The sequence below is a fragment of the Collinsella aerofaciens genome, assembly GCF_039752985.1.
GTDB lineage: Bacteria > Actinomycetota > Coriobacteriia > Coriobacteriales > Coriobacteriaceae > Collinsella > Collinsella aerofaciens_BT.
Genome location: NZ_JBDMHA010000011.1, coordinates 13571 through 39601, shown reverse-complemented (window position 1 = coordinate 39601; position 26031 = coordinate 13571). Strand labels below are relative to the sequence as shown.

Genomic DNA, 26031 nt, shown 5'->3' with positions numbered 1-26031 from the left:
GCCGCGGGCTGGGAGTTCCTAAAGATCGCCGGCGTCAGCAACGTTGTCCTATCGCTCGCCTATGCGCAGTTTATGAGTGTGGGAACGGATTCGTGCATCCTGATCGCCGCGACGATGGCAACGTTCGCCGTTTGGGGCATGCCATTTGGCGCGTCGCTCCGCGTTGCGGATAAGGACGAGAAGGCGCTCATGCTGGGCTATTCGATCTCGGGTGTTCTTGGCGGCGTAAGCGAGCCGGCGCTGTACGGTTGCGGCTTTAAATATGGCAGGTGCCTGACGTGCATGGCCATTGGCGGCGCCGTCGGAGGCCTTGTTGCAGCCGTGGGCCACGTTACGGCCTATACCATCGGCATGACGAATGTCCTCATGGTCATTGGCTTTGCCACGGGCGGCATCTCGAACCTGCTGTGGTGCTGCGCTGCCGGCGGTGTGACATTTGCGGTGTCTGCGGCGCTGAGCTACTGCTTTGGCGTGGTGCCGGCGAAGGGACAGACGATGGGGGACGGAGCCGATTCACCCGAAACAGTGGCGAGCGCTGCTGAAGTAAGCGCATAAACCTGTGCGACAAAAGGACGATCCCTTTGTCGTGTTCCAAGGCCGCGGCCCGTGTGGGCGCGGCCTTTTTGTATCTGGGGGACAAAGTGGCTACACTACAATCCGTTTGAGCAATAGATATATAGGTAGTACCGTGGGGGCGGATGTAGATGGTCGAGTGGATTGTTAGGCGCGCACAGGGCGATCGTGCGCGTGTGGGCACGTTAGCTGGCATGGTGTGTATTGTCGCCAATGTTGCGCTTTGTGCTGCGAAGGGTGCAATTGGTGTGGTTTCGGGATCGGTTTCGATCGTGGCGGATGCCATGAACAACCTGTCCGATGCCAGCTCGAATATCGTGAGCGTGCTGGGCTTTAAGCTGGCGAGCAAGCCGGCCGACCCCGAGCATCCTTACGGCCACGGTCGCTACGAGTATCTCTCGGGTCTGGTCGTGGCGGCACTCGTGCTGCTGATTGGCGTTGAGCTGGTGAAGTCCTCGGTTGAGCGCGTCATCCACCCCGAACCTGTCGAGTTCTCGCTTGCCCTGGTGGCAGTTCTAGTGCTTTCGATGGTCGTAAAGCTCTGGATGGCGGCCCTCAACCAAAAGCTCGGCGATCGCATTGAGTCCGAGACGCTGCATGCGACCGCGCAAGATTCCAAGAACGATGTCCTTGCCACGGGCGCCGTGCTGGCGTGCGCAATTGTTTCGCAGGTGACGCACATCAATCTTGACGCGTGGGTCGGCCTTGCCGTTGGCGCCTATATTGGCTGGAGCGGCTTTGAGCTTATCCAAGATACGGTGAGCCCGCTTTTGGGCCAGACGCCCGATCCTAAGCTCGTCGAGCATATCCGCAGCAAGATCATGAGCTACCCCGGCGTTTTGGGCGTTCACGATCTGATGGTTCACGACTACGGCCCGGGCAGGAAGTTCGCAAGCGCTCACGCCGAGATGGCAGCCGAGGCCAGCCCGCTGGAAAGTCACGACACGCTCGATAACATCGAGCAGTCGTTTAGGAACGAAGACGGCATGATTGTCACGCTCCATTACGACCCCATCGTGACCGACGATCCCAAGGTGGCGAGCATGCGTTTACGCATTAACGCCATGGCCCAACAGATCGATAGCCGCCTTTCGATTCACGACCTGCGCTGTGTGCCGGGTCCTACGCACACCAACGTGATCTTTGACTGCGTGCGCCCCTCGGATCTGCAGATGAGTGCCGAAGACTTAAAGCACGCGCTGGCGAAACGTGTCGAATCCGAATATCCCAAGTCGATTGCCAAGATCACGATCGACGAAGACTATGTAGGCCATACCCACGAGTAGAGCCGCGCCGATAAAGCTAGTTATATAGAAGGGGAGAGCATGAAGCGTCTATATATACTCCGCCACGGCCAGACAGAATTCAACGTTAAAAAGCTCGTCCAGGGTCGCTGCGATTCACCGCTCACCGATCTGGGCCGTCATCAGGCACAGACAGCAGCCGCATGGCTAAAGGCCCACGGCGTTGTCCCCGACAAAGTAGTCTCGTCGCCTTTGGGTCGAGCCATGGACACAGCTCAGCTCGTCGCAACCGAACTCCTCGGCGCAGACGCAGCAGCCGAGCCCTGCAAAGGCATCATCGAGCGCTGCTACGGCACCTTCGAGGAAGGCCCGCACGACGCGCTGCCCACCGACGTCTGGGATCCGGGCGAGGACCTGGTCCCCTTCGGAGGAGAAGGAAGCCGCGCGCTGCAAGAGCGCATGGTAGACACCCTCACCAATCTCATGGGCGCCGAGGGCATAGAAACCCTCCTAGCAGTAAGCCACGGCAGCGCCAGTCGCCAATTCATCAAGGCTGCAGCCCCAGAGGGCTTCGAGCTCCCAGCAAAACTCCCCAACTGCGCCATCATGATCTTCAATTTCGACGAGGAAGAGTCGCAAGGAGAGAGCGACGGGCTCCAATGCAAGTTCACTCTCCAGCAAATAGTGGACCCCCAACAAAGTCATTAGCCTGAGCGAGCAAGGTTTAGCAGACATTAACGTGTCGTCTCCCGAGCACGGCGGAGGGCCGGAGAAATATATTAAGGTCATCGCGAGTTCCGCACGCAAAGAAGGCCACTTAATGTGGCCTTCGTCTTGCGCAGGACTGTAGAGCAGGGACCTTAATATATTTCTCCGGCACTCCGCCGTGCCCAGGCGACTCCACGCACTTTACCTGCGTAAACAATGTGAGTGAAATATGAATCTCGATGGATACGCCCGCAGCCGTGTATACTAAACAGCTGTGTGAAACCAGGGGAGTATTCTGGCTGGACAAAATGCCTGCTTAATAGGGTTGTCAGGTAGTCCGGACGCAATACAAGGCTGGGGAGCACGTCGTATAAGTAGTGGTCCTCTAGGGGCGTACGCTCGGTGGTGTACGCATTGTCCCAAGACCACGCGAGAGTTGGGATCATATCTTGATCAGCATGATTCTCGGCCGCAAGATTGGCATGACCCAGGTTTGGGACGAGGACGACAACGTCGTTCCCGTCACGGTCATCCAGGCTGGCCCCTGCGCTGTCTCGCAGGTTAAAACTCAGGCAACCGACGGCTATGACGCCGTCCAGATCGGTTTCGGCGACATCAAGGCCAAGAACGTGAACAAGCCCATGGCTGGTCACTTCGCCAAGGCTGGCGTCGAGCCTGTCCGCTTCCTTCGTGAGGTCCGCGTCGAGAACGGCGAGGAGCACAAGGTCGGCGAGGTCGTTACCGTCGCTGATTTCGCTGATGTCGAGAAGGTCGACGTCATCGGTACCTCCAAGGGTAAGGGCTTCCAGGGTCGCATCAAGCGCTGGGGTCAGCGCCGCGGTCCTATGACGCATGGTTCTCACTTCCAGCGTCACCCCGGTTCTATCGGTCAGTGCGCCTATCCTGCGCGCGTCCTCAAGGGCGTCAAGATGGCCGGTCACATGGGTAACGAGCGCGTTACCGTCAAGAACCTTTCCGTTGTCCGCATCGATGCCGAGCAGAACCTCATCTTGGTCAAGGGCGCTGTCCCGGGTGCCAAGAATGGTCTCGTCGCCATCCGTATGGCCTAAGGGCCCAGCCCATTTAGCCCAGCGTCATACCAAGGAGAACACTTAAATGGCAAAGTTTGAAGTAAAGAACAGCGAGGGCAAGAAGGTCGCCGAGGCCGAGCTCGCCGCTGAGGTGTACGGCATCGAGCCGAACATCCACGTTATGCACCACATCGTCAAGTGCCAGATGGCCTCTTGGCGTCAGGGCACCCAGTCCGCTAAGGGCCGCTCTGAGGTTTCCGGTGGCGGCAAGAAGCCTTGGCGTCAGAAGGGCACCGGCCGTGCCCGCCAGGGTTCCATCCGTGCTGCCCAGTGGCGTCACGGTGGCGTTGTCTTCGCCCCCAAGCCCCGTTCCTACGCTAAGCGTATGAACAACAAGGAGGTCAAGCTGGCTATGCGCTCCGCGCTGTCCGCCAAGCTGGCCGATGGCGAGCTCGTGCTCGTCGACGACTACGGCTTCGAGAAGCCTTCCACCAAGGCTGCCGTCGCCATGCTCAAGGCTCTCGGCCTTGAGGGCAAGCGTCTGACCATCATCGTTCGCGATGAGGACGTCAACGCCTACCTGTCGTTCCGCAACATTCCCAAGACGTTCATCATCACTGCCGACGAGGCCAACACCTACGATCTCGTCAACAACAACGCCGTGCTGATGCCCGCCGACATCGCCGCTCACTTCGGGGAGGTGCTTGCATAAATGACCGCCCACGAGATCATCATCCGTCCGATCGTGTCCGAGCGTTCCTTCTCCGGCATGGAGCTGAACAAGTACACGTTCGAGGTCGCCAAGGATGCTAACAAGTATCAGATCAAGGACGCTGTCGAGGAGATCTTCGGCGTCAAGGTCGTTCGCGTGAACACCCTGACGGTCAAGCCCAAGACCAAGCGCGTGCGCTATGTCGCCGGCAAGACCCGTTCTTGGAAGAAGGCCATCGTCACGCTGGCCGAGGGCGACACCATCGAGGTCTTTGGCAACCAGGCCTAAGACTCGCTGCTGTTGAGTGAGCTCATGCCTCCCAAATAGGGGAGGCGAGAGCTCAAGGTTTTGGGCGTATAAAATGGACACGCCCGGAACCGTGTATACGTCCGGTGTCATCGCACCCGAGGCAGAACCTCGAATCCCTGTCTGCGATGGCTAACGGATTCCTATTGAAAGGGATTGTAATGGCTGTAAAGCACCTTAAGCCGACCTCCGCTGGTAGGCGTTGGCAGACGATCTCCGACTTCTCCGAGATCACCTGCACCAAGCCCGAGAAGTCTCTTCTCGAGCCCCTGCCCAAGAAGGCCGGTCGTAACAACAACGGCCGCATCACCACCCGCCACCAGGGCGGCGGCGTGAAGCGTCGTTACCGCGTAATCGACTTCAAGCGCAACAAGGACGGCGTGCCCGCCAAGGTTGCCACGATCGAGTACGATCCGAACCGTTCCGCTCGCATCGCTCTGCTGCACTACGCTGACGGTGAGAAGCGCTACATCCTGGCCCCCAAGGGCCTCGAGGTCGGTCAGACCATCATGTCCGGTTCTGACGCCGACATCAAGCCGGGCAACGCTCTGCCCCTCGCCGACATCCCCGTCGGTACGCTCATCCACGCCGTCGAGTTCCAGCCGGGCAAGGGCGCTGCTATCGCCCGTTCCGCCGGTAACTCTTGCCAGCTGATGGGTAAGGAGGGCAAGTACGCTATCGTCCGTATGCCTTCCTCCGAGATGCGCCGCATCCTCGTTACCTGCCGCGCCACCGTCGGTGAGGTCGGCAACGCCGATCACTCCAACATCGTCATCGGCAAGGCCGGCCGTAAGCGTCACATGAACGTGCGCCCGACCGTCCGCGGTACCGTCATGAACCCTGTCGACCACCCGCACGGCGGTGGCGAGGGCAAGAACCACACCTCTGGTCGTCCCTCTGTTACCCCCTGGGGTAAGCCGACGAAGGGCCTTCGTACGCGCAAGAAGAAGAAGGTCTCGAACCAGCACATCATTCGTCGCCGTAAGAAGTAATTTCGGATACCGAGTTTTAGGAGAAAGCACTTATGAGCAGAAGTCTCAAAAAGGGCCCGTTCGTGGAGACTCGCCTTCTCTCGCGTATCACCGCGATGAACGAGGCTGGCAAGAAGGACGTCGTGAAGACCTGGTCCCGCGCGTCCACCATCTTCCCCGAGATGGTTGGTCACACCATCGCCGTCCACGACGGCCGCAAGCATGTGCCCGTGTATGTTACCGAGTCCATGGTTGGTCACAAGCTCGGCGAGTTCGCGCCGACTCGTACGTTCCGTGGCCACAAGGCCAAATAGGGGGTTAACCGTAAATGGCAACTAAGTCTATTGAAACTGAGGCCACCGAGGTTCGCGCCGTCGCTAAGTACGTGCGTGTTTCCCCCAGCAAGGCCCGCCTGGTGGTCGATCTGATCCGCCGCAAGCCTGTCGCTCAGGCCTTCGACATCCTCCACTTCTGCGACCGCGCCGTCGCCGTGGATGTCGAGAAGGTTCTCCGTTCCGCCGTTGCGAACGCCGAGAACAACAACGGTCTGCGTGCCGACAACCTGGTTGTCGCCGCTGCCTATGTTGACGAGGGTCCGACGCTTAAGCGCATCCGTCCCCGCGCCAAGGGTTCCGCTTCTCGCATTCTGAAGCGTACTTCCCACATCACCGTCGTCGTTGCTCCTCGAAAGGAGGCGTAAAGCTGTATGGGTCAGAAAGTCTACCCCACCGGCTTCCGTCTTGGCATTACCGAGAACTGGCGCTCCCGCTGGTTCGCAGAGAAGGATTACGCTAAGACCCTCGGTAACGATCTCGAGATCCGCAAGTACCTCGAGAAGCGTCTTTCCCGCGCAGCTGTCTCCCGCGTCGAGATCGAGCGCGCTGGCGACAAGGTGAAGGTCATCATCCTCACCGCTCGCCCCGGCGTTGTCATCGGTAAGAAGGGTGCCGAGATCGATACCCTCCGTACCGAGCTCGAGAAGGTCGCTGGCGTTTCCAAGGGCCAGCTCTCCGTCGACGTTGTCGAGATCAAGCGCCCCGAGCTCGACGCCAACCTCGTTGCTCAGTCTATCGCCGAGCAGCTCGAGGGCCGCGTTGCCTTCCGTCGCGCTATGCGCAAGGCTGTCCAGTCCGCCCGCAAGGCCGGCGCTAAGGGCATCCGTATCCAGTGCTCCGGTCGTCTCGGCGGTGCCGAGATGGGCCGTCGTGAGTGGTACCGCGAGGGTCGCGTGCCTCTGCACACCCTCCGTGCCAAGATCGACTACGGCACGGCTGTCGCCAGCACCACCATGGGCGCTTGCGGCGTGAAGGTCTGGATCTACCTGGGCGAGAAGCTCCCGGGCCAGCCTGTTCCCAACCCTGCACTCGAGGGCTCTTCCCGTCCTCGTCGTCGTAACTCCGAGAGGAGGGGTCAGTAGTGCTTGCCCCTAAGCGTATTCTTCACCGCAAGGTGCAGCGTGGCTCCATGAAGGGCCAGGCCAAGGGTAATACCGAGCTGCATTTCGGCGAGTTTGGTATCCAGGCTCTCGAGGCCCATTGGATCACCAACCGTCAGATCGAGGCCGCTCGTATTGCCATGACCCGCTACATGAAGCGTGGCGGTCGTGTCTACATCACGATCTTCCCCGATAAGCCCATCACCAAGAAGCCTGCCGAGACTCGCATGGGTTCTGGTAAGGGTAACCCCGAGGAGTGGGTGGCCGTCGTCAAGCCCGGCCGCATCATGTTCGAGGTCAAGGGCGTGCCCGAGGAGGTCGCTCGCGAGGCTCTGCGTCTTGCACAGCACAAGCTTCCCATCAAGACCAAGATTGTTGCTGCTAAGAACGCTGAGCAGCGCATCGAGAAGGAGATGGCTGAGGAGGCCGCTCTCGAGGCCAAGTGGGCTGCTGAGGACGCCGCCGCCGCCAAGGAGGAGAACTAATGAAGCCCGCAGAGATTCGTGAGCTCTCGGACGCTCAGCTCGTTGAGAAGCTGAAGGAAATGCGCGCCGAGCTCTTTAACCTTCGTTTCCAGATGGCCACCAGCCAGCTGGACAACACCGCTCGCGTCAACACCGTGAAGAAGGACATCGCTCGCGTCCTCACGGAGCAGCGCGCCCGCGAGATCGCAGCGGAGAAGTCCGCTGTCGCCGAGTAGGACCTAAGGAGAGAACATGACTGATTCGCGTAACTCGCGTAAGGTCCGTACGGGTGTCGTTACCTCCGTCTCCGGTGCCAAGACCATTGTCGTCACCATCACCGAGCGCAAGCGTCACCCCAAGTACGGCAAGATGATGACCAGCTCCAAGAAGCTGCACGCTCACGACGAGGAGTGCACGGCTGGCGTGGGCGACACCGTCCGCGTTATGGAGACCCGTCCTATGTCCAAGATGAAGCGTTGGCGCCTCATCGAGGTCGTCGAGCGCGCTAAATAAACAGTCGCTCTTACGACTTGTACGTTTCCGAAGATGTGCGTATGCCTGGCTTGCATACCACAGGCCGTCTAAAGGCTGCGCACCTCTCTTCGGTTCTTAGTTCGGAGGAACATCTACCATGATTCAGATGCAAACCATGCTGAACGTCGCCGACAACTCCGGCGCTCGCAAGATTCGCTGCATCAAGGTGCTTGGCGGTTCCAAGCGTCGTTATGCAGGCATCGGCGATGTGTTCATCGGTGCTGTCCAGGAGGCTACCCCTGGCGCCAACGTCAAGAAGAAGGACGTTGTCCGTTGCGTCGTCGTTCGCACCGTTAAGGAGATCCGCCGCAAGGATGGCTCCTACATTCGCTTTGATGAGAACGCCTGCGTTGTCATCAACAACGATGGTTCGCCCGTCGGCACCCGTATCTTCGGGCCCGTCGCTCGCGAGCTTCGTGACAAGAAGTACATGAAGATCGTCTCGCTCGCTCCCGAGACCCTGTAGTTAGGGGAGATATATGTATATCAAGAAGGGCGATAAGGTCCAGGTTCTCTCTGGTAAGGATCGCGGCAAGCAGGGCGTTGTCCTGCGTGCTCTCCCCGCCGAGAACAAGGTCGTTGTCGAGGGCGTTTCGGTCGTCAAGAAGGCCGTCAAGCCCAACGCTGCCAACCAGCAGGGCGGCATCGTTTCGCAGGAGGCTCCCATCGACGCCTCCAACGTCAATCTCGTTTGCCCCGAGTGCGGTAAGGTTACCCGCGTCGGTCACGAGAAGGACGGCAAGAACAAGCTGCGCGTCTGCAAGAAGTGCGGCCACAAGTTCTAAGCTGCCCGCAACAACAAGTTGCCAGCAAAGGCCCGGATGCTCCACGGCATCCGGGCCTTTTTCTATCCCCACTCATTGGGGACAGACTTAAATGAGTGGCCGTTGATTGGCAGTCATTGGGGACAGACTTAAATGACTAGTTGATAGGGACGGTCTTTAGATCTGTATATCTGGCCATCTAGGATAGGCTTCAACGAAAGCGGCACCTAGGGACAGTCCTTCGATGTCTGGTGCCCCCAGAGGGGTGAAGTAATACAGCTGGCTCTGTCTTTAGAGCTTTGGTGCTCCGCCCCTATATGTTTCACAAGGATTGTAGCATGCGCATTTACGCGCAGAGTCTTGCGCGATGATGCGCATGGCCGCGCAAATATCTGCTAACTATGGTTAAATAATGACCGACAAGCAAATAAACACGCAAATACGAGCAAATACGCGCGCATTTGTGCGAATATAGGGCTGTTGGAAATGAAGAACTTCCGATGATTCAGGAGGCACATATGGCAGATTCCAAGCAGGCTCCACTCGACTCCGCGGCAGCCGCAAAGGCAGCGTTCGCTTCGGTCCAGGGCAAGCCGTTCCCTGATGATATCTTTACGGCTCCCGAGCTTCGCTGGGCTGTGATCGGTTGCGGCGTTATCGCCAATCAGATGGCCCAGTCTCTAGCTCTTGCCGGCCGCAAGCTTGCGGGCGTCGCAAACCGTACGCTGTCCAAGGCTCAGGCTTTTGCCGAGCAGTATGGCATCGAGAAGGTCTATGAAACGGTTGAGGACCTCTATGCCGATCCGAACATCGATGCCGTTTATATCACCACGCCGCACAACACGCATATTACCTATCTGCGTGCCGCGCTGGCCGCCGGCAAGCACGTGCTCTGCGAGAAGGCCATTACCCTCAACTCTGCCGAGCTTGACGAGGCCCGCGCCATCGCCGATGAGCACAACGTGGTCCTTATGGACGCCACAACGGTGCTTCACATGCCGCTGTATCAGGAGCTGCGTCGTCGCATGGATGCGGGCGAGTTTGGCCGCATGAACCTTGCTCAGCTCAACTTTGGCAGTTACAAGGAGTACGGCGACCTGACAAACCGCTTCTACAACCGTAGCCTTGCCGGCGGCGCCATGCTCGACATTGGCGTGTATGCCCTGTCCGTCATGCGCCTCTTTATGGCAAGCCAGCCCGCTGAGGTCGTTTCGCTGGGCAACGCCTGTGAGACTGGCGTTGACGTCGCAGGCGGCATTGTCTGCCGTAACGCCGAGCAGCAGCTGGGCGTGGTGAGTCTTACGCTTCACTCCAAGCAGCCCAAGCGCTCGGTCATCAGCTTCGACAAATGCTATATCGAGGTCAACGAGTATCCGCGCGCCGACCATGCGACCATCGTGTGGACTGCGGACGGTCACCGTGAGGAGGTCCACGCTGGCACCGAGGCTTACGCTCTGTGCTACGAGATGGCTGACCTCGAGCAGGCCGTCGCCGGCGACGATTCCAAGCGTGAGCTTCTGGATTATGCTTCTGATGTGATGGAGCTCATGACCAAGCTCCGCGCCGATTGGGGAGTCGTCTACCCCGAGGAGGAGTAAGCGATGCTTGCGGAAGATAGGCTCAACACGATTGTGTCGATGGTGCAGCAGGCCGGCTCGGTCACTGTGCCAGAGCTTGCCGAGGCGCTGGGCGTGACACCGTCCACCATTCGCCGTGACTTGCAAACGCTCGACCGCGCACACCGTATCGCCAAGGTACACGGAGGCGCGACGAGTCTGGAGCGCGCGCACGTGACGCGCGACCTGACGATCAGCGAGCGCAGTGATCTTCATAACGATGACAAGGAGCGCATCTGCGCCCGTGCCGCGGCCCTGGTGGAGCCCGATAGCTTTGTGTATATCGATTCGGGCTCCACGACCCTCAAGCTCATCGAGCATCTTCCGCGCCTTGAGGGTGTCACCTATGTGACCGATTCCGTGCTCCATGCTCAGCATCTCGCCCTGCGTGGTATGCGCACCGTGGTGCTAGGCGGCGAGCTCAAGCCCGAGACCGAGGCGCTCGTCGGTCCCGATGCCTTGGCAACCCTGGACCGCTATAACTTCAACTGCGGTTTTTGGGGTTCCAATGGCATCGCCGCCGAGCAAGGTCTCACCACACCGGATATCGAGGAAGCGCAGGTCAAGCGTATCTCGATGCGCCATACCGCCAAACGCTTCGTAATCTCGGACGCCAGTAAATTTGGCATGGTGGCGCCCGTCAAGTTTGCGGACTTCCGCGACGCAACGATTATTACTGCGGGCGAAGTACCCGCCAAGTACCAGTCGATGGACAACGTCATCACGGTCTAGCGACGGGACAAGGCCAAAACCACCACAAAGGTGCCTGTCCCCATTGTGGTGGTTACGCCGTTCCTTTGTCTCGATCTGTAACATCTGGGGCCGATTTTGCCGAGTTACTGTTACAGATCGAGACGTTTTGGGACCGCGGCTGAGCCATTGGGGCAAAACCACCACAAAGGTGCCTGTCCCCATTGTGGTGGTTTAGGGTTCCCAGGGGCAGGGGGCTTCGATGTAGATGTGCTCGCCGGTTACGGGATGCGTAAAGGACACGCTGTGGGCATGGAGCATCAGGCCGCAGGGACGCGGCGTGCCGTAGAGCTCGTCGCCCACCAGGGGATGACGCTCACTCGCCAAGTGCACGCGGATCTGGTGTTTGCGGCCGGTGAGCAGCTCGACATCGATATACGAACGCGTGGGCAGGCCTCGGCGGCTCTTAAGGCGCTTGAGCACCTTCACGCGCGTCTGAGACGGCTTGCCGCTGGCGCCGACGCGCATCTTTCGGCTGTCGTGGCGGTCGCGGGCGATGGGCTTGTCGATGAGCTTTTCGTTCCAGTCGATCTTGCCCTCGGCGAGCGCCAGGTAGTGCTTTTCGAAAGCGTGGTCGATGACCATCTGGTCAAAGGCGGGCTGCGTCTGCTTGTCGAGCGAAAACAGCACCACGCCGGTGGTGTCACGGTCCAAGCGGTTGAGCGGCTGCATGTCGGTCGCGGCAAAGCCGTCGCCCATCGCCAGCAGCAGGTCGCTGGCGTAGTCGGTGAGCGTGCGCTCTCCGGTGCCGTCGCCGTGGACGATCATGCCGGCGGGCTTGTCGATGGCCATGAGCCAGGCGTCGCAGTAGAGGACTTGAGGTTCTTCGTTCACGTGTTAGCCTTTCGGTTAGCTGATTCCCACAAACATGCAGCCCGAGGTCGCCCCGCGTAGGCGGGTGGCGGGCTTGCGGCCGGCCTGCGCTGCTTCGACGGCACGACGGGCGCGGGCGACGGCACGGCCCACCTCATCCGTCTCGAGCAGCGTTCCGTCCACCATGAGACGACGCACGCCGGCATCGAGCAGCTGAGGAACCTGAGGCGTGAGGTCGATGGGGTAGGCGTCGTACAGGCGAGAGCGGCCGTGGATGTCGGTGCGGACGGGCATGACCTTTCCGTCGATATTCTTGAGTGACAGCTTGCGGGCACGCAGGCGGCAGTTGGCACAATCGTGGATGCAGCCGTTGGCAACCTGCAGAATGCAATGCTCGCTTGTCATAACGCGCGGGCGGCCAAAGACGGTGATGCCCAGAGCCGCGGGCGCGGCGGCGCCGAGCGAGACAATCTCGTCGAGCGTGATCTCGGGCGAGAGCCAAAACGCACCGGCTCCACGCTCGGCAAGCGCCTCCATGCAGGGCGTGTTGTGCACCGGCAGGCAAGAGCGAATCTCGGCCGTGGCGCCGGTCTGCGCGGCTACGGCGAGCTCGGAGATATTGCCGACGGCGACGGTGGCTCCGGCATTGATCCAGGGGTCAACGCGCTCGTGGTCAACAGCACGGCAGACCTCGTCGAGTACGGGCACGATACCCTGCTCAAATGCATCGGCAGGGGAGAGTCCGACAGCCTCGAGCACGTCGGTGGTCATGTAGAGGCGCGTTGCACCCTCCGCGCGGGCTGCCTCGACGGCCTCGAGCGAGGTGACGGTGGCGCAGATCTGCGGCTCATCGCGGTAATGCTCGGGTATGGCGTGCGTACATTTGTCGGGCCCCGGAATCTCGAGCGTTTTCGCACGCTCCTCATACGGTGCCAGAATGGCCTCCTCCAGCGCCTTGCAGGCGGCAGCGCGCACCTTGTGCACAGCGGAGAAGCCCATGCCGCAGCCCTCATCGAGCGCCACATCAAAGCTCGCTGCCTCAAAGGGCGAGGAGCCCATGCGGCCCACATGCTCAACCAGGTCTGCCGCCTCGACGGCGCGGGTCTTGGCGGCCTCGACGGTGAAGCCCGTGGCGGTGGCGGTGAGCGCGGGGTTGTCAGAGCAGGTGAGTGTGACGGTAAACGGCTCGCCCAGGCGCGCCACGACGGACACATCAACAGCTCGGCGGCGCAGCACATCGCGCTTGAGCGCGGCGCCGGCGGCGTCGATGGCACGCTGACTGCGAATCACGCGGACGCGGCAGCCCTCGGGCATGCTGCGGGGCACGCGGCACTCGATAACATCGCCGGCGGCGGCATCATCGGCGGCAATAGTGGTCAGGAACTGGTCAAACTCGTTATCGTGGCGAAGCTCCAGCAGGTCGCCCTTGCCCACGGGCTCAAACAGCTCAATGCGGGCGATGGCGGCGCGGCGACGGCGGTCGTCGGGCTTGAGGCCGCGCACATCGCGGTTGGCCAGACGGCTGCCCAGCACCGTGCCCACGATCTGGCCGCGATTGTTGGAACGCTCATAGCTCATCATTTCGTCGCCCGAGGTGCCGTCCTGATAGGCGTGCGTAAAGTCGCGGTTGAAGCAGCGCTTGAGCTGGCGCTGGCGGGCGGCTTCCTCGTCCTTGGCAACGGTGGCTCCGGATAGCATGTCGTCAATTTCGTGACGATACACATCAACGATGGAGTACACGTAATCGGGCGCCTTCATGCGGCCCTCGAGCTTGAGCGACGCGGCGCCGGCGTCATACAGACGGCGAACAAGCTGTGAAGTGTTGGTGTCACGCGGGCATAGCGCACGCTCGCGGCCGGCGGGGGAGAGCGCGCGACCGTTTTCGTCGATCAGTTCGTAGGGCAGGCGGCAGGGCTGGGCGCACATGCCACGGTTGGCCGATCGTCCCGCCATGGCAAAGCTCGAAAGCAGGCACAGGCCCGAGTAGCAAAAGCAGATGGCACCATGGCTAAAGACCTCAAGGTCCACGTCGGGCGCGGCATCATGAATGGCGGCAATCTCGTCGATGGAAAGCTCGCGCGAGAGGGTCACACGGTCGGCGCCCTGCTCGCGGCACCAAAGGGTTCCGCGGTCGTCGTGGATGTTTGCTTGGGTTGAGATGTGCGTCTCGATGCCGGGCATCGTGCGCTTGACCTCAAAGAACAGGCCCCAGTCCTGGATGATGAAGGCATCGGCGCCCAGCGTGGAGCAGCGATGGATGAGTTGCAGCGCATCGCCCATCTCGGACTGCTTGATGACGATGTTGACCGTGACGTAGACGCGCGACCCGGCTAGATGTGCGGCTCGGCAGGCTTGCTCAAAGGCCTCGTCGGTAAAGTTGGTGGCCTTGCGACGGGCGTTGAAGCTGCCCATGCCGCAGTAGATGGCGTCTGCCCCGGCAGCAAGCGCGGCGGCAAAGGGCTCCGGGCCTCCGGCGGGTGCCAAGAGCTCGGGTCTGCGGTTGGTGGTTCTACTGGCGGTTGCGGTCATATCCTGCCTTTCAAAATGCTCAGATACTCAAAAGTATAGTGGTGCCGTCGCGGCGGGCGACGCCCGTGCTCCAAGCAGGATAAAGTCTTCAGCAGCCCTTGCAGCAAAAATGATCCGTTTCCCTTCGTTCCCATCGGATTAGGTGATCCATAGGTGGCGGAGGAAAACGGATCATTTTGAGCTTCACTGTCCGGTCGTGCCGTTCAGCGGCCGACAGGCACCGTTGGGCGATAAAATATTCTCGCAACGTGATAATAATCTTGCATCGCGCGGAAACCTTGAGTACTATCCCAAATCAAGCGCGGTGTTCAGACCGAATTGTGCCTCCCGGTGTGAACGCCGCGCTCACGCTCTCTATCTGATCGTAAGGAGAAAAACATGAGCAAGACCGTCGTGTCTTCCGATAACGCACCTGCAGCCATCGGCCCGTATTCCCCCGGCATCCAGACCGGCAACATGGTGTTCCTGTCCGGCCAGCTGGGCATCGACCCCGCGACCGGCAAGATGCCCGAGGGCGTCGAGGCCCAGGCCAAGCAGTCCCTCGCCAATGTCGAGGCCCTGCTGACCGCTGCCGGCGCCACCTTTGCCGATGTCGTCAAGACCACGGTCTACCTGGCCGACATCGCCGACTTCGCCGCCGTGAACGAGATCTACGCCTCCAAGTTCGAGGCCCCGTTTCCCGCGCGCAGCGCCTTCCAGGTTGCCGCCCTTCCGGCTGGCGGTCTGGTCGAGATCGAGGTCGTCGCCGCCCTCTAAGGTGTTGGCAACAACTAAACATGACATGCAAAAAGACCCTGCAGCGCGTGCGAGCTGCAGAGTCTTTTGTTAAGTGACGAATCGCTTGTGGAGCCGCGCTCCATTTTGCTCGTTAGCCCTCCTTGCGAACTTTTTGCAGGTAGCGGTAGACGCTGGGCTCCGAGATGCCCAACGCGGTGGCGGCGCAGGCCACGGCGCCCTTGAGCATGAACACCCCGTTGCCGTTGAGGTGGCGAATGACGTCCACGCGGTCGCTTTGACCAAGCGACGTCACATCCAGCCCGCGAGCGCTCAGCAGCTCGGCAATGCTGCGGTCGATGAGCTCCTGTGTGGACTCCGAAAGGCTTTCGACCTCGATAGAGGCGGGCTCCGTGCGCGTCGGCGCCGCGTCGAAGCACGCCATGAGCTGCTGTGCCATGGCGTTGATGGAGCGCACGGTCGAGAGGTCGGTGTTGACGCAGAGCATGCCGACGATCTCGTCATTCTCGCGGATAAAGTACGTCGCTGACTCCAATGTCTTGCCACCGGCACCGCGGCCCTCGTAGCCCGTAATAAACGGCAGGTCGCGATACTTGGCGTCGTGCATGATCTTGAGCGCCAGATCGGTGGCGGGACCGCCGACCTTGCGGCCGCTCACGATACCGTTGCGGATATCGACGATGGCGTGGTCGGGATCCGAGAAATCGTGCAGGACGATTTCGCTGTTCTTACCGAGTACCTGCTCCAGGAAATCGACCATCGGCAAAAAGCGACGTACGGTCTCGTTCACGGGCAACTCCTTTGGGTTCTATCGAAGTGTTCATAACAATTTTTTATCATGGTAACACGCTGCCCATCATCTCGTATATCCGCAGGTACATTGCGTAATGCAGACGAACGGTAGGAATTTAGCGGTAAACGGTTGACCAAAAGAAATGTTAGATGTTATTTTGACCAGACACTTTCCTGACCTGCGGAAATGCGTATTTTCAGCTGAAGAATAGTCTGATAACAAAAAATTATTATTGAGAATGAGAATCATCTTTAATACGATATGCAATGAAGGCACAACCTCAACCCCGCACTGCGTCACAATAGAGCGTCAGATGCGAAAACAACTACTTCGAGGATTGGTGGTCAAATGACCCAGGAGACGGTTACGAACGGTACTGAAGCCCTGTTCACTCGCGAAGGCATGCCTCCCGTTAAGGAAATGATCCCGTGTGCCCTTCAGCACGTACTGGCATCGTTTGCCGGCATCATTACCCCGGCGGTCATCATGGCCGGCGTCTACGGCTTTAATAGCCAGCAGAGTACCGACATCATCCAGGTCGCGCTCATTCTTTCGGCGATCGACACGGCCCTTCAGGCCTTCGCTCCCTTCCGTCGCATCGGCGGCGGCCTGCCCATCGTCATGGGCGTTTCGTTCGCGTTCCTGCCGGCCCTGCAGGCCATGGGTGCCTCGGGCTTTAGCTTTGGTGCGCTGCTGGGTGGCGAGATCGTCGGCGGCGCCGTCGCGGTCCTCTTTGGTCTGGCCTACAGCAAGATCAAGTGGCTGTTCCCGCCCGTCGTGACCGGTACGGTCATCTTCTCCATCGGCGTTTCGCTGTATCCCACGGCCGTCAAGTATATGGCCGGCGGTATGGGTACGCCGCTGTGGGGCACCCCGCAGGCCTGGTGCGTCGCTCTTATCACCTTCGCCGTGGTCTTTGCGCTCGCCAACTTTGGCAAGGGCACGCTCAAGCTGGGATCCGTGTTCTTTGGCATGATCGTTGGCATGATCGTCTCCATCCCCTTTGGCATGATCGACTTCTCCAGCGTCGCCACCGCTCAGGTCTTCGCTCTTCCCAAGCTCATGCCCTACGCGCTCAAGTTTGATCCCGAGGTCTGCATTACCCTCGCCGTCGTGTTCCCCATGGTTGCCATCCAAGTTATCGGTGACGTCTCCGCCGCCTGCCTGGGCTCCATCGACCGTATGCCCACCGAGCGCGAGCTCTCCGGCGCTATCGTGTCCCAGGGCCTCACCTCTATGGTCGGCGGTCTGCTGGGCGGTCTTCCCACCAGCGCCCTTGGCCAGAACGTGGGCATCATCTGCTCCAACAAGGTCGTCAACAAGTGGGTCTTTGTGATCATTGCGGCCGTCTTTGCCATCGCCGGTCTGTTCCCGCAGCTCTCTGCCGTCCTTTCCGCTATCCCGCAGCCCGTCATCGGCGGCGCGACCGTCGGCGTCTTTGGCACCATCACCATGAACGGCGTGCGCATGTTCACCCGCGAGGGCCTCACGCAGCGCACCACCACCATCGTCGGCACCTCCGTCGTCTTTGGCCTGGGTATCTGGATGGCCAGCGGTTGCCTTGCCGGCGAGGGTATGCCCGCCTGGGTGTCCACCGTCATCGGCTCCAATGCCGTAACCCCCACCGCCATCATGGCCATTGTCCTTAACCTGATCCTTCCGCAGACGCCGGTCGTGGCTCAGCACATCGATGCTGCCAAGGACGCTGCCGTGGATCTGGTCTTGCCCGAGAGCAAGAAGTAACCAATTCGGTGCTATTCGTCGGCGGACGCATCGCCTCGTCCGCCGACGCCATGCGGCACCAAGCCGCACTTCAAAGGGTTTGTCCCTTTGGTGAAGCGTTGACGGGAGAGGGCCCGTTTCCGGTGTAGGCCGGCGCTTCGCACTCCGCCATGTCAGAGGTGTCAAACCCCGCCTCTGATGTTGAAGGGAGCATCCATGCTTCTGGTCGCTAACGGTTCCGTCTTTACCCGCAACGCTCAGACCCCGTTTATTCCAAACGGTGCGGTCGCCATTGACGGAGATACGATCGTCGAAGTGGGCCCCGAGCGCGAGCTCAAGGCCAAGTACCCGGATGCCGAGTACGTCGATGCCCAGGGCAACCTCATCATGCCCGGACTTATCAACTGCCACACCCACATCTACTCGGGTCTGGCCCGCGGCCTTGCCATTAAGGGCTGCAACCCCACCAACTTCTTGGAGAATCTCGAGCAGCAGTGGTGGAAGATCGACGACAACCTGACGCTCGACGGCACCAAGGCCAGCGCCTATGCTACGATTTTGGACTCCATCCGTGATGGCGTCACCACGATCTTCGATCACCATGCGAGCTTCTGCGAGATCCCGGGAAGCCTCTTTACCATTAAGGATGCAGCTCAGGAGCTGGGCATGCGTTCGTGCCTGTGCTACGAGGTTTCCGATCGCCGTGGCCAGGAAAAATGCGACCAGGCCATTGCCGAGAACGCCGAGTTTGCCCAGTGGGCCGCCAAGGAGCGTCGCGATAACGACAACCACATGATCGCTGCCATGTTTGGCGGGCATGCCACCTTTACGCTGTCGGACGAGACCATGGACAAGATGGCCGAGGCCAACAACGGCCTGACCGGCTTCCACATCCATGTGTGCGAGGGCATGAATGACGTGTGGGACTCCCGCCTCAACCGCGGTGGCATCAGCCCCGTCGAGCGCCTGCTGCAGCACAACCTGCTTGGTCCCGACACCATGCTGGGCCACTGCATCCACGTGACGCCTGCCGAGATGGATATCGTCAAGGAGTCCGGCACCTGGCTGGTCAACAACCCCGAATCCAATATGGGCAACGCCGTGGGCTGCGCCCCCGTGCTCGAGTTCTTCCGCCGCGGCATCCCCGTGTGCATGGGTACCGACGCCTACACCCACGATATGCTCGAGAGCCTTAAGGTCTTCCTGATCATTCAGCGCCACAACGCTGCCATGCCCAACGTGGGCTGGTGCGAGGCCATGACTATGCTGTTTGAGAACAACGCCAAGATGGCGAGCAAGTACTTCGATCGCAAGCTTGGTGTGCTCGAGGCCGGCGCTGCCGCCGACGTTATCGTTATGGACTACAAGCCCTTTACGCCGCTGAGCGAGGAGAACATCGACGGCCACATGCTCTTTGGCATGATGGGCAAAAACTGCCGCACCACCATCATCAACGGCCGCGTCCTGTACAAGGATCGCGAGTTCGTTGGCATTGATGAGGACAAGATCAACGCGTGGACCATGGCTGAGTCCAAGAAGCTCTGGAGCACGCTCAACGATCGCGCCTACTAATTCACAAGTAGATTCGCGTGCGTCGGATGTTTCGCCGCATCCGACGCACGTATAGGCGGCCTCCGCGGGGTCGCCGGCGCTGTGCTAGCGCTACACCGTATTTGCGCCCGCCGCGCGGTCTCGCCGGGCGTTACAGAGAGGAGCTCATTATGAGCGACATCATGAGGCCGATCCCGTTTTCGCAGCTGATGAACTGGATCATCGAGGAGCACAAGACTCAGGGCGCCATCTTTGGCGTGCGCAAGATGGTCACGGCCAACCAGGAGGGAGCGCTTCCCATTTTTGACGAGCGCATCGAGACTCCGTTTGGCCCGGCCGCCGGCCCCAACACGCAGCTTGCCCAGAACATCGTGGCCTCTTATGTGGCCGGCTCCCGCTTCTTTGAGCTCAAGACCGTTCAGGTTATGGACGGCGAGGAGCTCTCCAAGTGTGTGAACAAGCCCTGCATTGTGGCACAGGACGAGTGCTACAACTGCGAGTGGTCGACCGAGCTCGAGGTTCCGCAGGCTTTTGCCGAGTACGTGAAGGCATGGTTTGCCTGCCACCTCATCGCTCGCGAGTACGGCCTGGGCAGCCCGGACGGATTTGTCTTTAACATGTCCGTGGGCTATGACCTCGAGGGCATCAAGAGTCCCAAGGTCGATGCGTACATTGAGGGCATGAAGGACGCTAGCGGCTCCGACGTCTGGAACGAGTGCCGCGCATGGGCGCTCGCCAACCTGGACAAGTTTGAGCATGTTGACGCCGCGTTTGTCGAGTCCATCCCGGCGCGCGTCTCCAACTCCATCACCGAGTCTACCCTGCACGGCTGCCCGCCGGCCGAGATCGAGCGCATCGCGACCTATCTGATCACCGAGAAGGGCCTCAACACCTACATCAAGTGCAACCCCACGCTGCTGGGCTATGAGTTTGCACGTCAGCGCCTCAACGAGCTGGGCTTTGATTACATCGTCTTCGATGACACGCACTTCCGCGAGGACCTGCAGTGGGCCGATGCCGTGCCTATGTTCGAGCGCCTGATTGCCCTGTGCGCCGAGCGCGGCCTGGAGTTTGGCGTCAAGCTGATCAATACCTTCCCCGTCGACGTGACGAGGAACGAGCTGCCCTCTACCGAGATGTACATGTCCGGCCGTTCGCTGTTCTCGCTGACCATCGAGGCCGCCCGCCGCATTACCGAGCAGTTCGATGGCAAGCTGCGCATCAGCTACTCCGGTGGTGCCACGGTCTACAACATCCGCGCCCTGTACGATGCCGGCATTTGGCCCGTTACCCTGGCGACCGACGTGCTCAAGCCCGGTGGCTACGAGCGCTTTAGCCAGATGGCCGGCGAGTTCACCGATCTGGATGGCAAGCCGTTCGCGGGCGTCTCGCTCGACGCCGTGGCCGCGATCCAGGCCGATTCGCTCACCAACCCGCTCTACAAGAAGCCGCTGCGTCCGCTGCCCGACCGCAAGGTCGCCGGCAAGAGCCCGCTTTCCGACTGCTTTACCACGCCGTGCCGCACGAGCTGCCCCATCCAGCAGGATATTCCCGCCTATCTGGCGGCTGTTGACGAGGGCCGCTACGAGGACGCGCTCAACATCATCATCGAGCGCAACGCCCTGCCGTTCATTACCGGCACCATCTGCCCGCATCCCTGCGGCCGCGCTTGCGAGCGTGCGTTCTACGAGCCCGAGGGCGCCCAGATTCGCGCCAGCAAGCTCAAGGCCGCCCGCGAGGCCATGACCGCCGTGCTGCCCAAGCTGCGCGCCCAGGCCATCGCCAACGACAGCGAGCGCAATGTTGCCGTTATCGGCGGCGGCCCTGCCGGTCTGGCGACGGCGTTCTTCCTGACGCGCGCCGGCGTGCGCGTCACCATCTTCGAGGCCCGCGATTCGCTTGGCGGCGTGGTCCGTCACGTGATCCCCGAGTTCCGTATCGCGAGCGACGACATCTCCCACGATGCCGAGCTCTGCCTGGCCTTTGGCGCCAAGGTGCAGCTCAACGCTCGCGTGGAGTCCATCGGCGAGCTCAAGGCTCAGGGCTTTACCGACGTTGTCGTGGCCACCGGTGCCTGGATGCCCGGCTCTGCGGGCTTGGGCGAGGGCGCCGAGCTCGACGTGCTGGAGTTCCTCGAGGCCGCCAAGAGGGGCGAGAAGCTCGAGCTGGGCGAGGACGTCGTAGTCATTGGCGCCGGCAACACCGCCATGGATGCTGCCCGCGTGGCCAAGCGCCTGGCTGGTGTGAAGAACGTGCGCCTGGTGTATCGCCGCACCAAGAAGCAGATGCCCGCCGACGAGGAAGAGCTTGATCTTGCTCTTGCCGACGGCGTTGAGTTCTGCGAGCTGCTGGCTCCCAAGGCACTCAACGGCGCCGTGCTGACCTGCGATGTTATGGAGCTTGGCGAGCCGGATGCAAGCGGCCGTCGCAGCCCCGTTGCCACGGGCGAGACCGTTGAGCTTCCCGCCACCACGGTGATCTGCGCCGTGGGTGAGGGTATCGATGCCAGCCTGTATGATGCCGCGGGCGTCGAGCACGACCGTCGTGGCCGTCTTGCCGCCACCTCCACCGGTGTCGAGGGCGTCTGGGCTGCGGGCGACTGTCGTCGCGGTCCGGCCACCGTGGTCGAGGCTATTGCCGACGCCGCCGAAGTCGCCCGCGCCATCGCTGGCGTGGACTTTAACAAGTACGCCGACTGCAACGAGCAGGCCGGTCGCGAGGACACCTGCTACGAGCGCAAGGGGTCGCTGTGCCGCGACAAGCGCAACTGCACCAAGACCCGCTGCCTGGGCTGCGGTTCGGTGTGCGAGGTCTGCTGCGACGTGTGCCCCAACCGCGCCAACGTTGCCATCAAGGTGCCGGGCCTGGCCAAGCATCAGGTCGTTCATGTCGACGGCATGTGCAACGAGTGCGGCAACTGCGCCGTGTTCTGCCCCTACCAGGAGGGTCGTCCCTACAAGGACAAACTCACCCTGTTCTGGAGCGAGCAGGACATGGAGAACTCCGAGAACGAGGGCTTCCTGGCCGTGGGCGAGGACCACTTTAAGGTCCGCGTCGCCGGCACGGTCCGCACCGTATCGGTCGATGCCGTCAACACCGGCCTTCCCGAGGCCGTCCGCCTGACCATCAAGGCCGTGCGCGACAACTATTCGTATCTCCTTAAGAAATAAGGGACCCCTTATGGCCAAATCCATTCAACATAACGTGGCCTACGTTGCCTGCGGAAGCGGTTGTGCCTCCGCAGGCGGCGACGCCCGCTGCAGTGAAGGCTGCATTGGCTGTGGCGCCTGCGTCACGGCCTGCCCCCACGGCGCCATTGCACTGGTCGATGGCATCGCCCGCGTTGATCGCTCGAAGTGCACGGGTTGTGGCCTGTGCGGCATGGCGTGCCCGCAGCGCGTGATCGCCTTCGTCCCCGGCTACCAGAATATCCTGGTGCGCTGCAACAACACCGATAAGGGCGCCATCGCCCGCAAGATCTGCGACACGAGCTGCATCGGTTGCGGCATGTGCGCCAAAAAGTGCCCCGCCGGCGCTATCCGCATCGAGGACAACTGCGCCCATATCGACGGCGCGGACTGCCTGTCGTGTGGCATGTGCGCCGTCGTCTGCCCGCATGGCGCTATCCACGACCGCACCGGCATCGCCGCCGGCGTGTAGAAGGGAATCACCATGGCACAGGAATTCACTTTTACCGTTAACGGCGTTGAGCGCACGACGACCCAAAACAAACCGCTGCTGCGCTACCTGCGCGACGACCTGCACATTCACTCCGCCAAGGACGGCTGCTCCGAGGGCGCCTGCGGTACCTGCACCATTCACGTGGACGGTGCGGCCGTCAAGGCGTGCGTACTGACCACCGCGCTTGCCGCCGGCCGCAACATCGTGACCGTCGAGGGCCTGCCCGAGGACGTGCGCGAGGCCTTCGTGTACGCCTTTGGCGCCGTGGGCGCCGTGCAGTGCGGCTTTTGCATCCCCGGCATGGTCATGGCGGGTGCAGCGCTCATCGCCGAGGACCCCGAGCCCACCGAGGAGCAGATCAAGTACGCCATCCGCGGCAATGTCTGCCGTTGCACCGGCTACAAGAAGATTATCGAGGGCATCTCGCTGGCAGCTGCGGTGCTCCGTGGCGAAAAGCAGATCGACGAGGATCTGGAGCGCGGCGATGACTACGGCGTGGGCAAGCGCGCCTTCCGTATCGACGTGCGCAAGAAGGTGCTCGGCGAGGGCAAGTATCCCGACGACATCGACGAGCTCGATCAGCCGGGCCTGACCTATGCCAGCGCCGTTCGCTCCAAATATCCGCGCGCCCGCGTGCTCTCCATCGACACCTCCAAGGCCGAGGCCCTGCCCGGTGTGGTGGGCATCCTGCGAGCCGAGGACGTGCCGGTCAACCAGGTCGGCCACCTTATCCAGGACTGGGACGTCATGATCGCCCAGGGCGATATCACCCGCTGCGTGGGCGACGCCATCGTTTTGGTAGTCGCCGAGGACGAGGCGACGCTCGAGAAGGCCAAGAAGCTCGTAAAGATCGATTACGAGCCGCTGGAGCCCGTGCGCAACATCGCCGAGGCCAAGGCCGCCGACGCCCCGCGCCTGCATGACAGTTTCTTTGCTTTTGGCAACACGGTGGAGCTCAAGGACAACGTGTGCCAGAGCCGTCACGTGACGCGCGGCGACGCCGCCAAGGCGCTAGCGGAGAGCGCATTCACCGTGACGCAGCGCTTTACCACGCCCTTTACCGAGCACGCCTTCTTGGAGCCCGAGTGCGCCGTCGCCTTCCCGTACAAGAACGGCGTCAAGGTGCAGTCGACCGACCAGGGCGCCTACGATACGCGCAAAGAGTGTGCCCACATGTTTGGCTGGGACAACGGGCCCGAGCGCGTGGTCGTCGAGACCATGCTCGTGGGTGGCGGCTTTGGCGGCAAGGAGGACGTGTCCATCCAGCACCTGGCCGCGCTCGCCGCATATAAGTTCCAGCGTCCTGTGAAGTGTAAGCTCACGCGTGCCGAGTCGCTCGCTTTCCATCCCAAGCGTCACGCCATGGACGGCACCTTTACACTGGGCTGCGACGCCGAGGGCAACTTTACCGGCCTGGATTGCGAGATCAACTTTGATACCGGTGCCTACGCGTCGCTGTGCGGCCCGGTGCTCGAGCGCGCCTGTACGCATGCCGTCGGCCCCTACAAGTACCAGAACACCGACATTCGCGGCTTTGGTTACTACACCAACAACCCGCCTGCCGGCGCGTACCGCGGCTTTGGCGTCTGCCAGTCCGAGTTTGCGCTCGAGAGCCTGATCGACCTGCTGGCAGAGAAGGTCGGCCTGGATCCGTGGGAGATTCGCTACCGCAACGCCATCGAGCCGGGCGAGGTTCTGCCCAACGGCCAGATTGCCGATTGCTCCACGGCGCTTAAAGAGACGCTGCTCGAGGTCAAGGATGCCTACTACGCGCATCCCGGACACGCCGGCATTGCCTGCGCCATGAAGAACGCCGGCGTGGGCGTGGGCCTGCCCGATGCCGGTCGCTGCAAGATTCGCGTCGAGGATGGCCGCGCCGTGGTCTACGCCGCCACGTCCGACATCGGCCAGGGCTGCAACACGGTCTTTTTGCAGGACGTTGCCGAGGCCTGCGGTCTGCCGCTGAGCTGCATTGCTAATGGCGAGTGCTCCACCGAAAACGCTCCCGACTCCGGCACCACGTCTGGCTCGCGTCAGACGGTCGTGACCGGCGAGGCCGTGCGCGGTGCCGCCTTCCTGCTGCGCGATGCCATGCTTGACATCGAGGCCGGCAAGCCCGCACCCGATACTCCCGTGAGCGCGCATGGCGACGGCGTCAAGATTGAGTACGACGACGGTCGCGCCTATCAGCTGCGCACGCAGGAGCTCATCGCCGGCCAGGGTATGCATCCTCAGGATCCCGCGGCTGCCATCAAGGCGCTCGAGGGATGCGAGTTTGGCTACGTGTACCTGGAGCCGACCGACAAGCTGGGCGCCGACGTTCCCAACCCCAAGAGCCACATCTGCTACGGGTTTGCCACGCATGTGGTCATTCTGGATGATGACGGCCGCGTGAGCGAGGTCTATGCCGCGCACGATTCCGGCAAGGTGGCCAACCCCATCTCCATCCAGGGTCAGATCGAAGGCGGCGTGCTCATGGGTATGGGCTATGCGCTTACCGAGGACTGGCCGCTCAAGGACTGCGTACCCCAGGCAAGGTACGGTACGCTCGGGCTGTTCCGTGCGCCCGAGATTCCGAATATCCACGCCATCTACGTGGAGAAGGACGAGCTGTTGCCCGTGGCATACGGCGGCAAGGGCATCGGTGAGATTGCAACGATTCCCACGGCGCCCGCCGTACAGAACGCCTATCGCGCATTCGACGGCAAGCTGCGTCCGGATCTGCCCATGGTGGATACGCCGTACAGCCGCGCCCGTCACCGCGGGTAGGGTAGAGCGTGGACGGCCATTGTTGACGGGCCGTTCGCGCTCAACATCAACTACATACGCTGCGCCTTTGGCCCCGGCTCCATCGCGAGCCGGGGCCCTTTGTTTGGAGTGGAAACTGCGTCCCGGATTTGGCGCTCAGAACGGGACACGCTTTCCGGATGGCATGTTTGGCGGAAACTACGGCCCAGTTTTTGGCTCCAGAACGGGATACATTTTCCGGAACGGTCCACGTGCGGTGGTGTACCGACCCTTTTGCGTGCGCCGCTTGTCGAATTACGTTATAGCTAGCTATATTATAGGAAGGTATAATATAGCTAGCTATAACGTAAA

The 26031-nt window shown here is 61.3% G+C and carries 24 protein-coding genes and 2 pseudogenes; 23 read left to right on the top strand and 3 right to left on the bottom strand.

Annotated elements, in window-relative coordinates; all coding sequences use genetic code 11:
- From ABHR76_RS02665 to ABHR76_RS02585, 17 genes and pseudogenes are all read left to right on the top strand, one after another.
- A pseudogene (locus ABHR76_RS02665) lies at positions 1-555 on the top strand (hypothetical protein); the annotation flags it as partial.
- Between the two features lie 194 nt (positions 556-749).
- Complete coding sequence (locus ABHR76_RS02660) at positions 750-1859, top strand: cation diffusion facilitator family transporter (RefSeq protein ID WP_346976730.1); 1110 nt, start codon at positions 750-752, stop codon at positions 1857-1859.
- Between the two features lie 39 nt (positions 1860-1898).
- On the top strand, positions 1899-2525 hold the full coding sequence (locus ABHR76_RS02655) for a histidine phosphatase family protein (protein ID WP_346976729.1): 627 nt from the start codon (positions 1899-1901) through the stop codon (positions 2523-2525).
- 449 nt (positions 2526-2974) lie between these two features.
- Complete coding sequence (gene rplC / locus ABHR76_RS02650) at positions 2975-3595, top strand: 50S ribosomal protein L3 (RefSeq protein ID WP_035137484.1); 621 nt, start codon at positions 2975-2977, stop codon at positions 3593-3595.
- Between the two features lie 46 nt (positions 3596-3641).
- The gene (gene rplD, locus ABHR76_RS02645; protein ID WP_006235032.1) at positions 3642-4268 is read left to right on the top strand and encodes a 50S ribosomal protein L4; all 627 of its coding nucleotides are present in this window, start codon (positions 3642-3644) and stop codon (positions 4266-4268) included.
- The gene (rplW, locus tag ABHR76_RS02640; RefSeq protein WP_022094197.1) at positions 4269-4556 is read left to right on the top strand and encodes a 50S ribosomal protein L23; all 288 of its coding nucleotides are present in this window, start codon (positions 4269-4271) and stop codon (positions 4554-4556) included. It abuts the gene before it with no gap.
- 179 nt (positions 4557-4735) lie between these two features.
- The gene (rplB, locus tag ABHR76_RS02635; protein ID WP_022094198.1) at positions 4736-5566 is read left to right on the top strand and encodes a 50S ribosomal protein L2; all 831 of its coding nucleotides are present in this window, start codon (positions 4736-4738) and stop codon (positions 5564-5566) included.
- A 32-nt stretch (positions 5567-5598) separates the two neighbouring features.
- On the top strand, positions 5599-5859 hold the full coding sequence (gene rpsS, locus ABHR76_RS02630; RefSeq protein WP_006235035.1) for a 30S ribosomal protein S19: 261 nt from the start codon (positions 5599-5601) through the stop codon (positions 5857-5859).
- A 14-nt stretch (positions 5860-5873) separates the two neighbouring features.
- Positions 5874-6245, top strand: coding sequence for a 50S ribosomal protein L22 (gene rplV, locus ABHR76_RS02625; protein ID WP_006235036.1), 372 nt, complete (start codon positions 5874-5876; stop codon positions 6243-6245).
- 6 nt (positions 6246-6251) lie between these two features.
- Positions 6252-6962, top strand: coding sequence for a 30S ribosomal protein S3 (gene rpsC / locus ABHR76_RS02620; protein ID WP_006235037.1), 711 nt, complete (start codon positions 6252-6254; stop codon positions 6960-6962).
- Positions 6962-7378: pseudogene (gene rplP, locus ABHR76_RS02615) on the top strand (50S ribosomal protein L16); the annotation flags it as partial. The gene rpsC and the pseudogene rplP, both read left to right, overlap by 1 nt.
- An 86-nt stretch (positions 7379-7464) precedes the next feature.
- Positions 7465-7680 carry a 50S ribosomal protein L29 gene (rpmC, locus tag ABHR76_RS02610; RefSeq protein ID WP_006235039.1) on the top strand — a complete coding sequence of 72 codons (216 nt, stop codon included), beginning with the start codon at positions 7465-7467 and terminating at the stop codon, positions 7678-7680.
- Between the two features lie 16 nt (positions 7681-7696).
- Positions 7697-7957 carry a 30S ribosomal protein S17 gene (gene rpsQ, locus ABHR76_RS02605; RefSeq protein ID WP_006235040.1) on the top strand — a complete coding sequence of 87 codons (261 nt, stop codon included), beginning with the start codon at positions 7697-7699 and terminating at the stop codon, positions 7955-7957.
- A 118-nt stretch (positions 7958-8075) separates the two neighbouring features.
- The gene (gene rplN, locus ABHR76_RS02600; protein WP_006235041.1) at positions 8076-8444 is read left to right on the top strand and encodes a 50S ribosomal protein L14; all 369 of its coding nucleotides are present in this window, start codon (positions 8076-8078) and stop codon (positions 8442-8444) included.
- A gap of 13 nt (positions 8445-8457) precedes the next feature.
- On the top strand, positions 8458-8763 hold the full coding sequence (gene rplX / locus ABHR76_RS02595; RefSeq protein ID WP_006235043.1) for a 50S ribosomal protein L24: 306 nt from the start codon (positions 8458-8460) through the stop codon (positions 8761-8763).
- Between the two features lie 497 nt (positions 8764-9260).
- Entirely contained in the window at positions 9261-10340 is a 1080-nt protein-coding gene (locus ABHR76_RS02590) for a Gfo/Idh/MocA family protein (RefSeq protein WP_346976728.1), read from the top strand.
- 3 nt (positions 10341-10343) lie between these two features.
- Positions 10344-11090, top strand: a complete 747-nt coding sequence (locus tag ABHR76_RS02585; RefSeq protein WP_346976727.1) for a DeoR/GlpR family DNA-binding transcription regulator — start codon at positions 10344-10346, stop codon at positions 11088-11090.
- A gap of 192 nt (positions 11091-11282) precedes the next feature.
- Here the strand turns inward: ABHR76_RS02585 and ABHR76_RS02580 are convergent, their stop codons facing one another.
- Both ABHR76_RS02580 and ABHR76_RS02575 read right to left on the bottom strand, forming a co-directional pair.
- Positions 11283-11942 carry an RluA family pseudouridine synthase gene (locus ABHR76_RS02580; protein WP_346976726.1) on the bottom strand — a complete coding sequence of 220 codons (660 nt, stop codon included), beginning with the start codon at positions 11940-11942 and terminating at the stop codon, positions 11283-11285.
- A gap of 15 nt (positions 11943-11957) precedes the next feature.
- Complete coding sequence (locus tag ABHR76_RS02575; protein ID WP_346976725.1) at positions 11958-14450, bottom strand: U32 family peptidase; 2493 nt, start codon at positions 14448-14450, stop codon at positions 11958-11960.
- Positions 14451-14828: 378 nt separating this feature from the next.
- On the opposite strand from ABHR76_RS02575, the gene ABHR76_RS02570 reads away from it, so the two are divergent.
- Entirely contained in the window at positions 14829-15206 is a 378-nt protein-coding gene (locus tag ABHR76_RS02570) for a RidA family protein (protein ID WP_035137477.1), read from the top strand.
- A gap of 112 nt (positions 15207-15318) precedes the next feature.
- Here the strand turns inward: ABHR76_RS02570 and ABHR76_RS02565 are convergent, their stop codons facing one another.
- The gene (locus tag ABHR76_RS02565) at positions 15319-15975 is read right to left on the bottom strand and encodes a helix-turn-helix transcriptional regulator (protein ID WP_225093822.1); all 657 of its coding nucleotides are present in this window, start codon (positions 15973-15975) and stop codon (positions 15319-15321) included.
- Positions 15976-16326: 351 nt separating this feature from the next.
- On the opposite strand from ABHR76_RS02565, the gene ABHR76_RS02560 reads away from it, so the two are divergent.
- The 5 genes from ABHR76_RS02560 (at position 16327) to xdh (ending at position 25701) form a co-directional block, all read left to right on the top strand.
- Positions 16327-17721, top strand: coding sequence for a uracil-xanthine permease family protein (locus tag ABHR76_RS02560; protein ID WP_225093821.1), 1395 nt, complete (start codon positions 16327-16329; stop codon positions 17719-17721).
- Positions 17722-17916: 195 nt separating this feature from the next.
- Entirely contained in the window at positions 17917-19272 is a 1356-nt protein-coding gene (gene ssnA / locus ABHR76_RS02555; protein WP_195503601.1) for a putative aminohydrolase SsnA, read from the top strand.
- A 149-nt stretch (positions 19273-19421) separates the two neighbouring features.
- A complete protein-coding gene (gene ygfK, locus ABHR76_RS02550) occupies positions 19422-22421 on the top strand; it encodes a putative selenate reductase subunit YgfK (RefSeq protein WP_346976724.1) in 3000 nt (999 codons plus the stop codon).
- A 10-nt stretch (positions 22422-22431) separates the two neighbouring features.
- Entirely contained in the window at positions 22432-22911 is a 480-nt protein-coding gene (locus ABHR76_RS02545) for a 4Fe-4S binding protein (RefSeq protein WP_055252516.1), read from the top strand.
- A gap of 12 nt (positions 22912-22923) precedes the next feature.
- A complete protein-coding gene (gene xdh, locus ABHR76_RS02540; RefSeq protein WP_346976723.1) occupies positions 22924-25701 on the top strand; it encodes a selenium-dependent xanthine dehydrogenase in 2778 nt (925 codons plus the stop codon).
- Positions 25702-26031: the final 330 nt, after the last annotated feature.

What these genes read in the sequence shown, in the direction of transcription:
- rplB (WP_022094198.1), top strand. Translation starts at nt 4,736, where the DNA reads ATGGCTGTAAAGCACCTTAAGCCGACCTCCGCTGGTAGGCGTTGGCAG.
- rpsS (WP_006235035.1), top strand. Translation starts at nt 5,599, where the DNA reads ATGAGCAGAAGTCTCAAAAAGGGCCCGTTCGTGGAGACTCGCCTTCTC.
- ssnA (WP_195503601.1), top strand. Translation starts at nt 17,917, where the DNA reads ATGCTTCTGGTCGCTAACGGTTCCGTCTTTACCCGCAACGCTCAGACC.
- rplW (WP_022094197.1), top strand. Translation starts at nt 4,269, where the DNA reads ATGACCGCCCACGAGATCATCATCCGTCCGATCGTGTCCGAGCGTTCC.
- ABHR76_RS02545 (WP_055252516.1), top strand. Translation starts at nt 22,432, where the DNA reads ATGGCCAAATCCATTCAACATAACGTGGCCTACGTTGCCTGCGGAAGC.
- rplD (WP_006235032.1), top strand. Translation starts at nt 3,642, where the DNA reads ATGGCAAAGTTTGAAGTAAAGAACAGCGAGGGCAAGAAGGTCGCCGAG.
- ygfK (WP_346976724.1), top strand. Translation starts at nt 19,422, where the DNA reads ATGAGCGACATCATGAGGCCGATCCCGTTTTCGCAGCTGATGAACTGG.
- rpsQ (WP_006235040.1), top strand. Translation starts at nt 7,697, where the DNA reads ATGACTGATTCGCGTAACTCGCGTAAGGTCCGTACGGGTGTCGTTACC.
- ABHR76_RS02585 (WP_346976727.1), top strand. Translation starts at nt 10,344, where the DNA reads ATGCTTGCGGAAGATAGGCTCAACACGATTGTGTCGATGGTGCAGCAG.
- ABHR76_RS02575 (WP_346976725.1), bottom strand. Translation starts at nt 14,450, where the DNA reads ATGACCGCAACCGCCAGTAGAACCACCAACCGCAGACCCGAGCTCTTG.
- rpmC (WP_006235039.1), top strand. Translation starts at nt 7,465, where the DNA reads ATGAAGCCCGCAGAGATTCGTGAGCTCTCGGACGCTCAGCTCGTTGAG.
- rplX (WP_006235043.1), top strand. Translation starts at nt 8,458, where the DNA reads ATGTATATCAAGAAGGGCGATAAGGTCCAGGTTCTCTCTGGTAAGGAT.
- rplV (WP_006235036.1), top strand. Translation starts at nt 5,874, where the DNA reads ATGGCAACTAAGTCTATTGAAACTGAGGCCACCGAGGTTCGCGCCGTC.
- xdh (WP_346976723.1), top strand. Translation starts at nt 22,924, where the DNA reads ATGGCACAGGAATTCACTTTTACCGTTAACGGCGTTGAGCGCACGACG.
- ABHR76_RS02560 (WP_225093821.1), top strand. Translation starts at nt 16,327, where the DNA reads ATGACCCAGGAGACGGTTACGAACGGTACTGAAGCCCTGTTCACTCGC.
- ABHR76_RS02570 (WP_035137477.1), top strand. Translation starts at nt 14,829, where the DNA reads ATGAGCAAGACCGTCGTGTCTTCCGATAACGCACCTGCAGCCATCGGC.
- ABHR76_RS02655 (WP_346976729.1), top strand. Translation starts at nt 1,899, where the DNA reads ATGAAGCGTCTATATATACTCCGCCACGGCCAGACAGAATTCAACGTT.
- rplN (WP_006235041.1), top strand. Translation starts at nt 8,076, where the DNA reads ATGATTCAGATGCAAACCATGCTGAACGTCGCCGACAACTCCGGCGCT.
- ABHR76_RS02590 (WP_346976728.1), top strand. Translation starts at nt 9,261, where the DNA reads ATGGCAGATTCCAAGCAGGCTCCACTCGACTCCGCGGCAGCCGCAAAG.
- rpsC (WP_006235037.1), top strand. Translation starts at nt 6,252, where the DNA reads ATGGGTCAGAAAGTCTACCCCACCGGCTTCCGTCTTGGCATTACCGAG.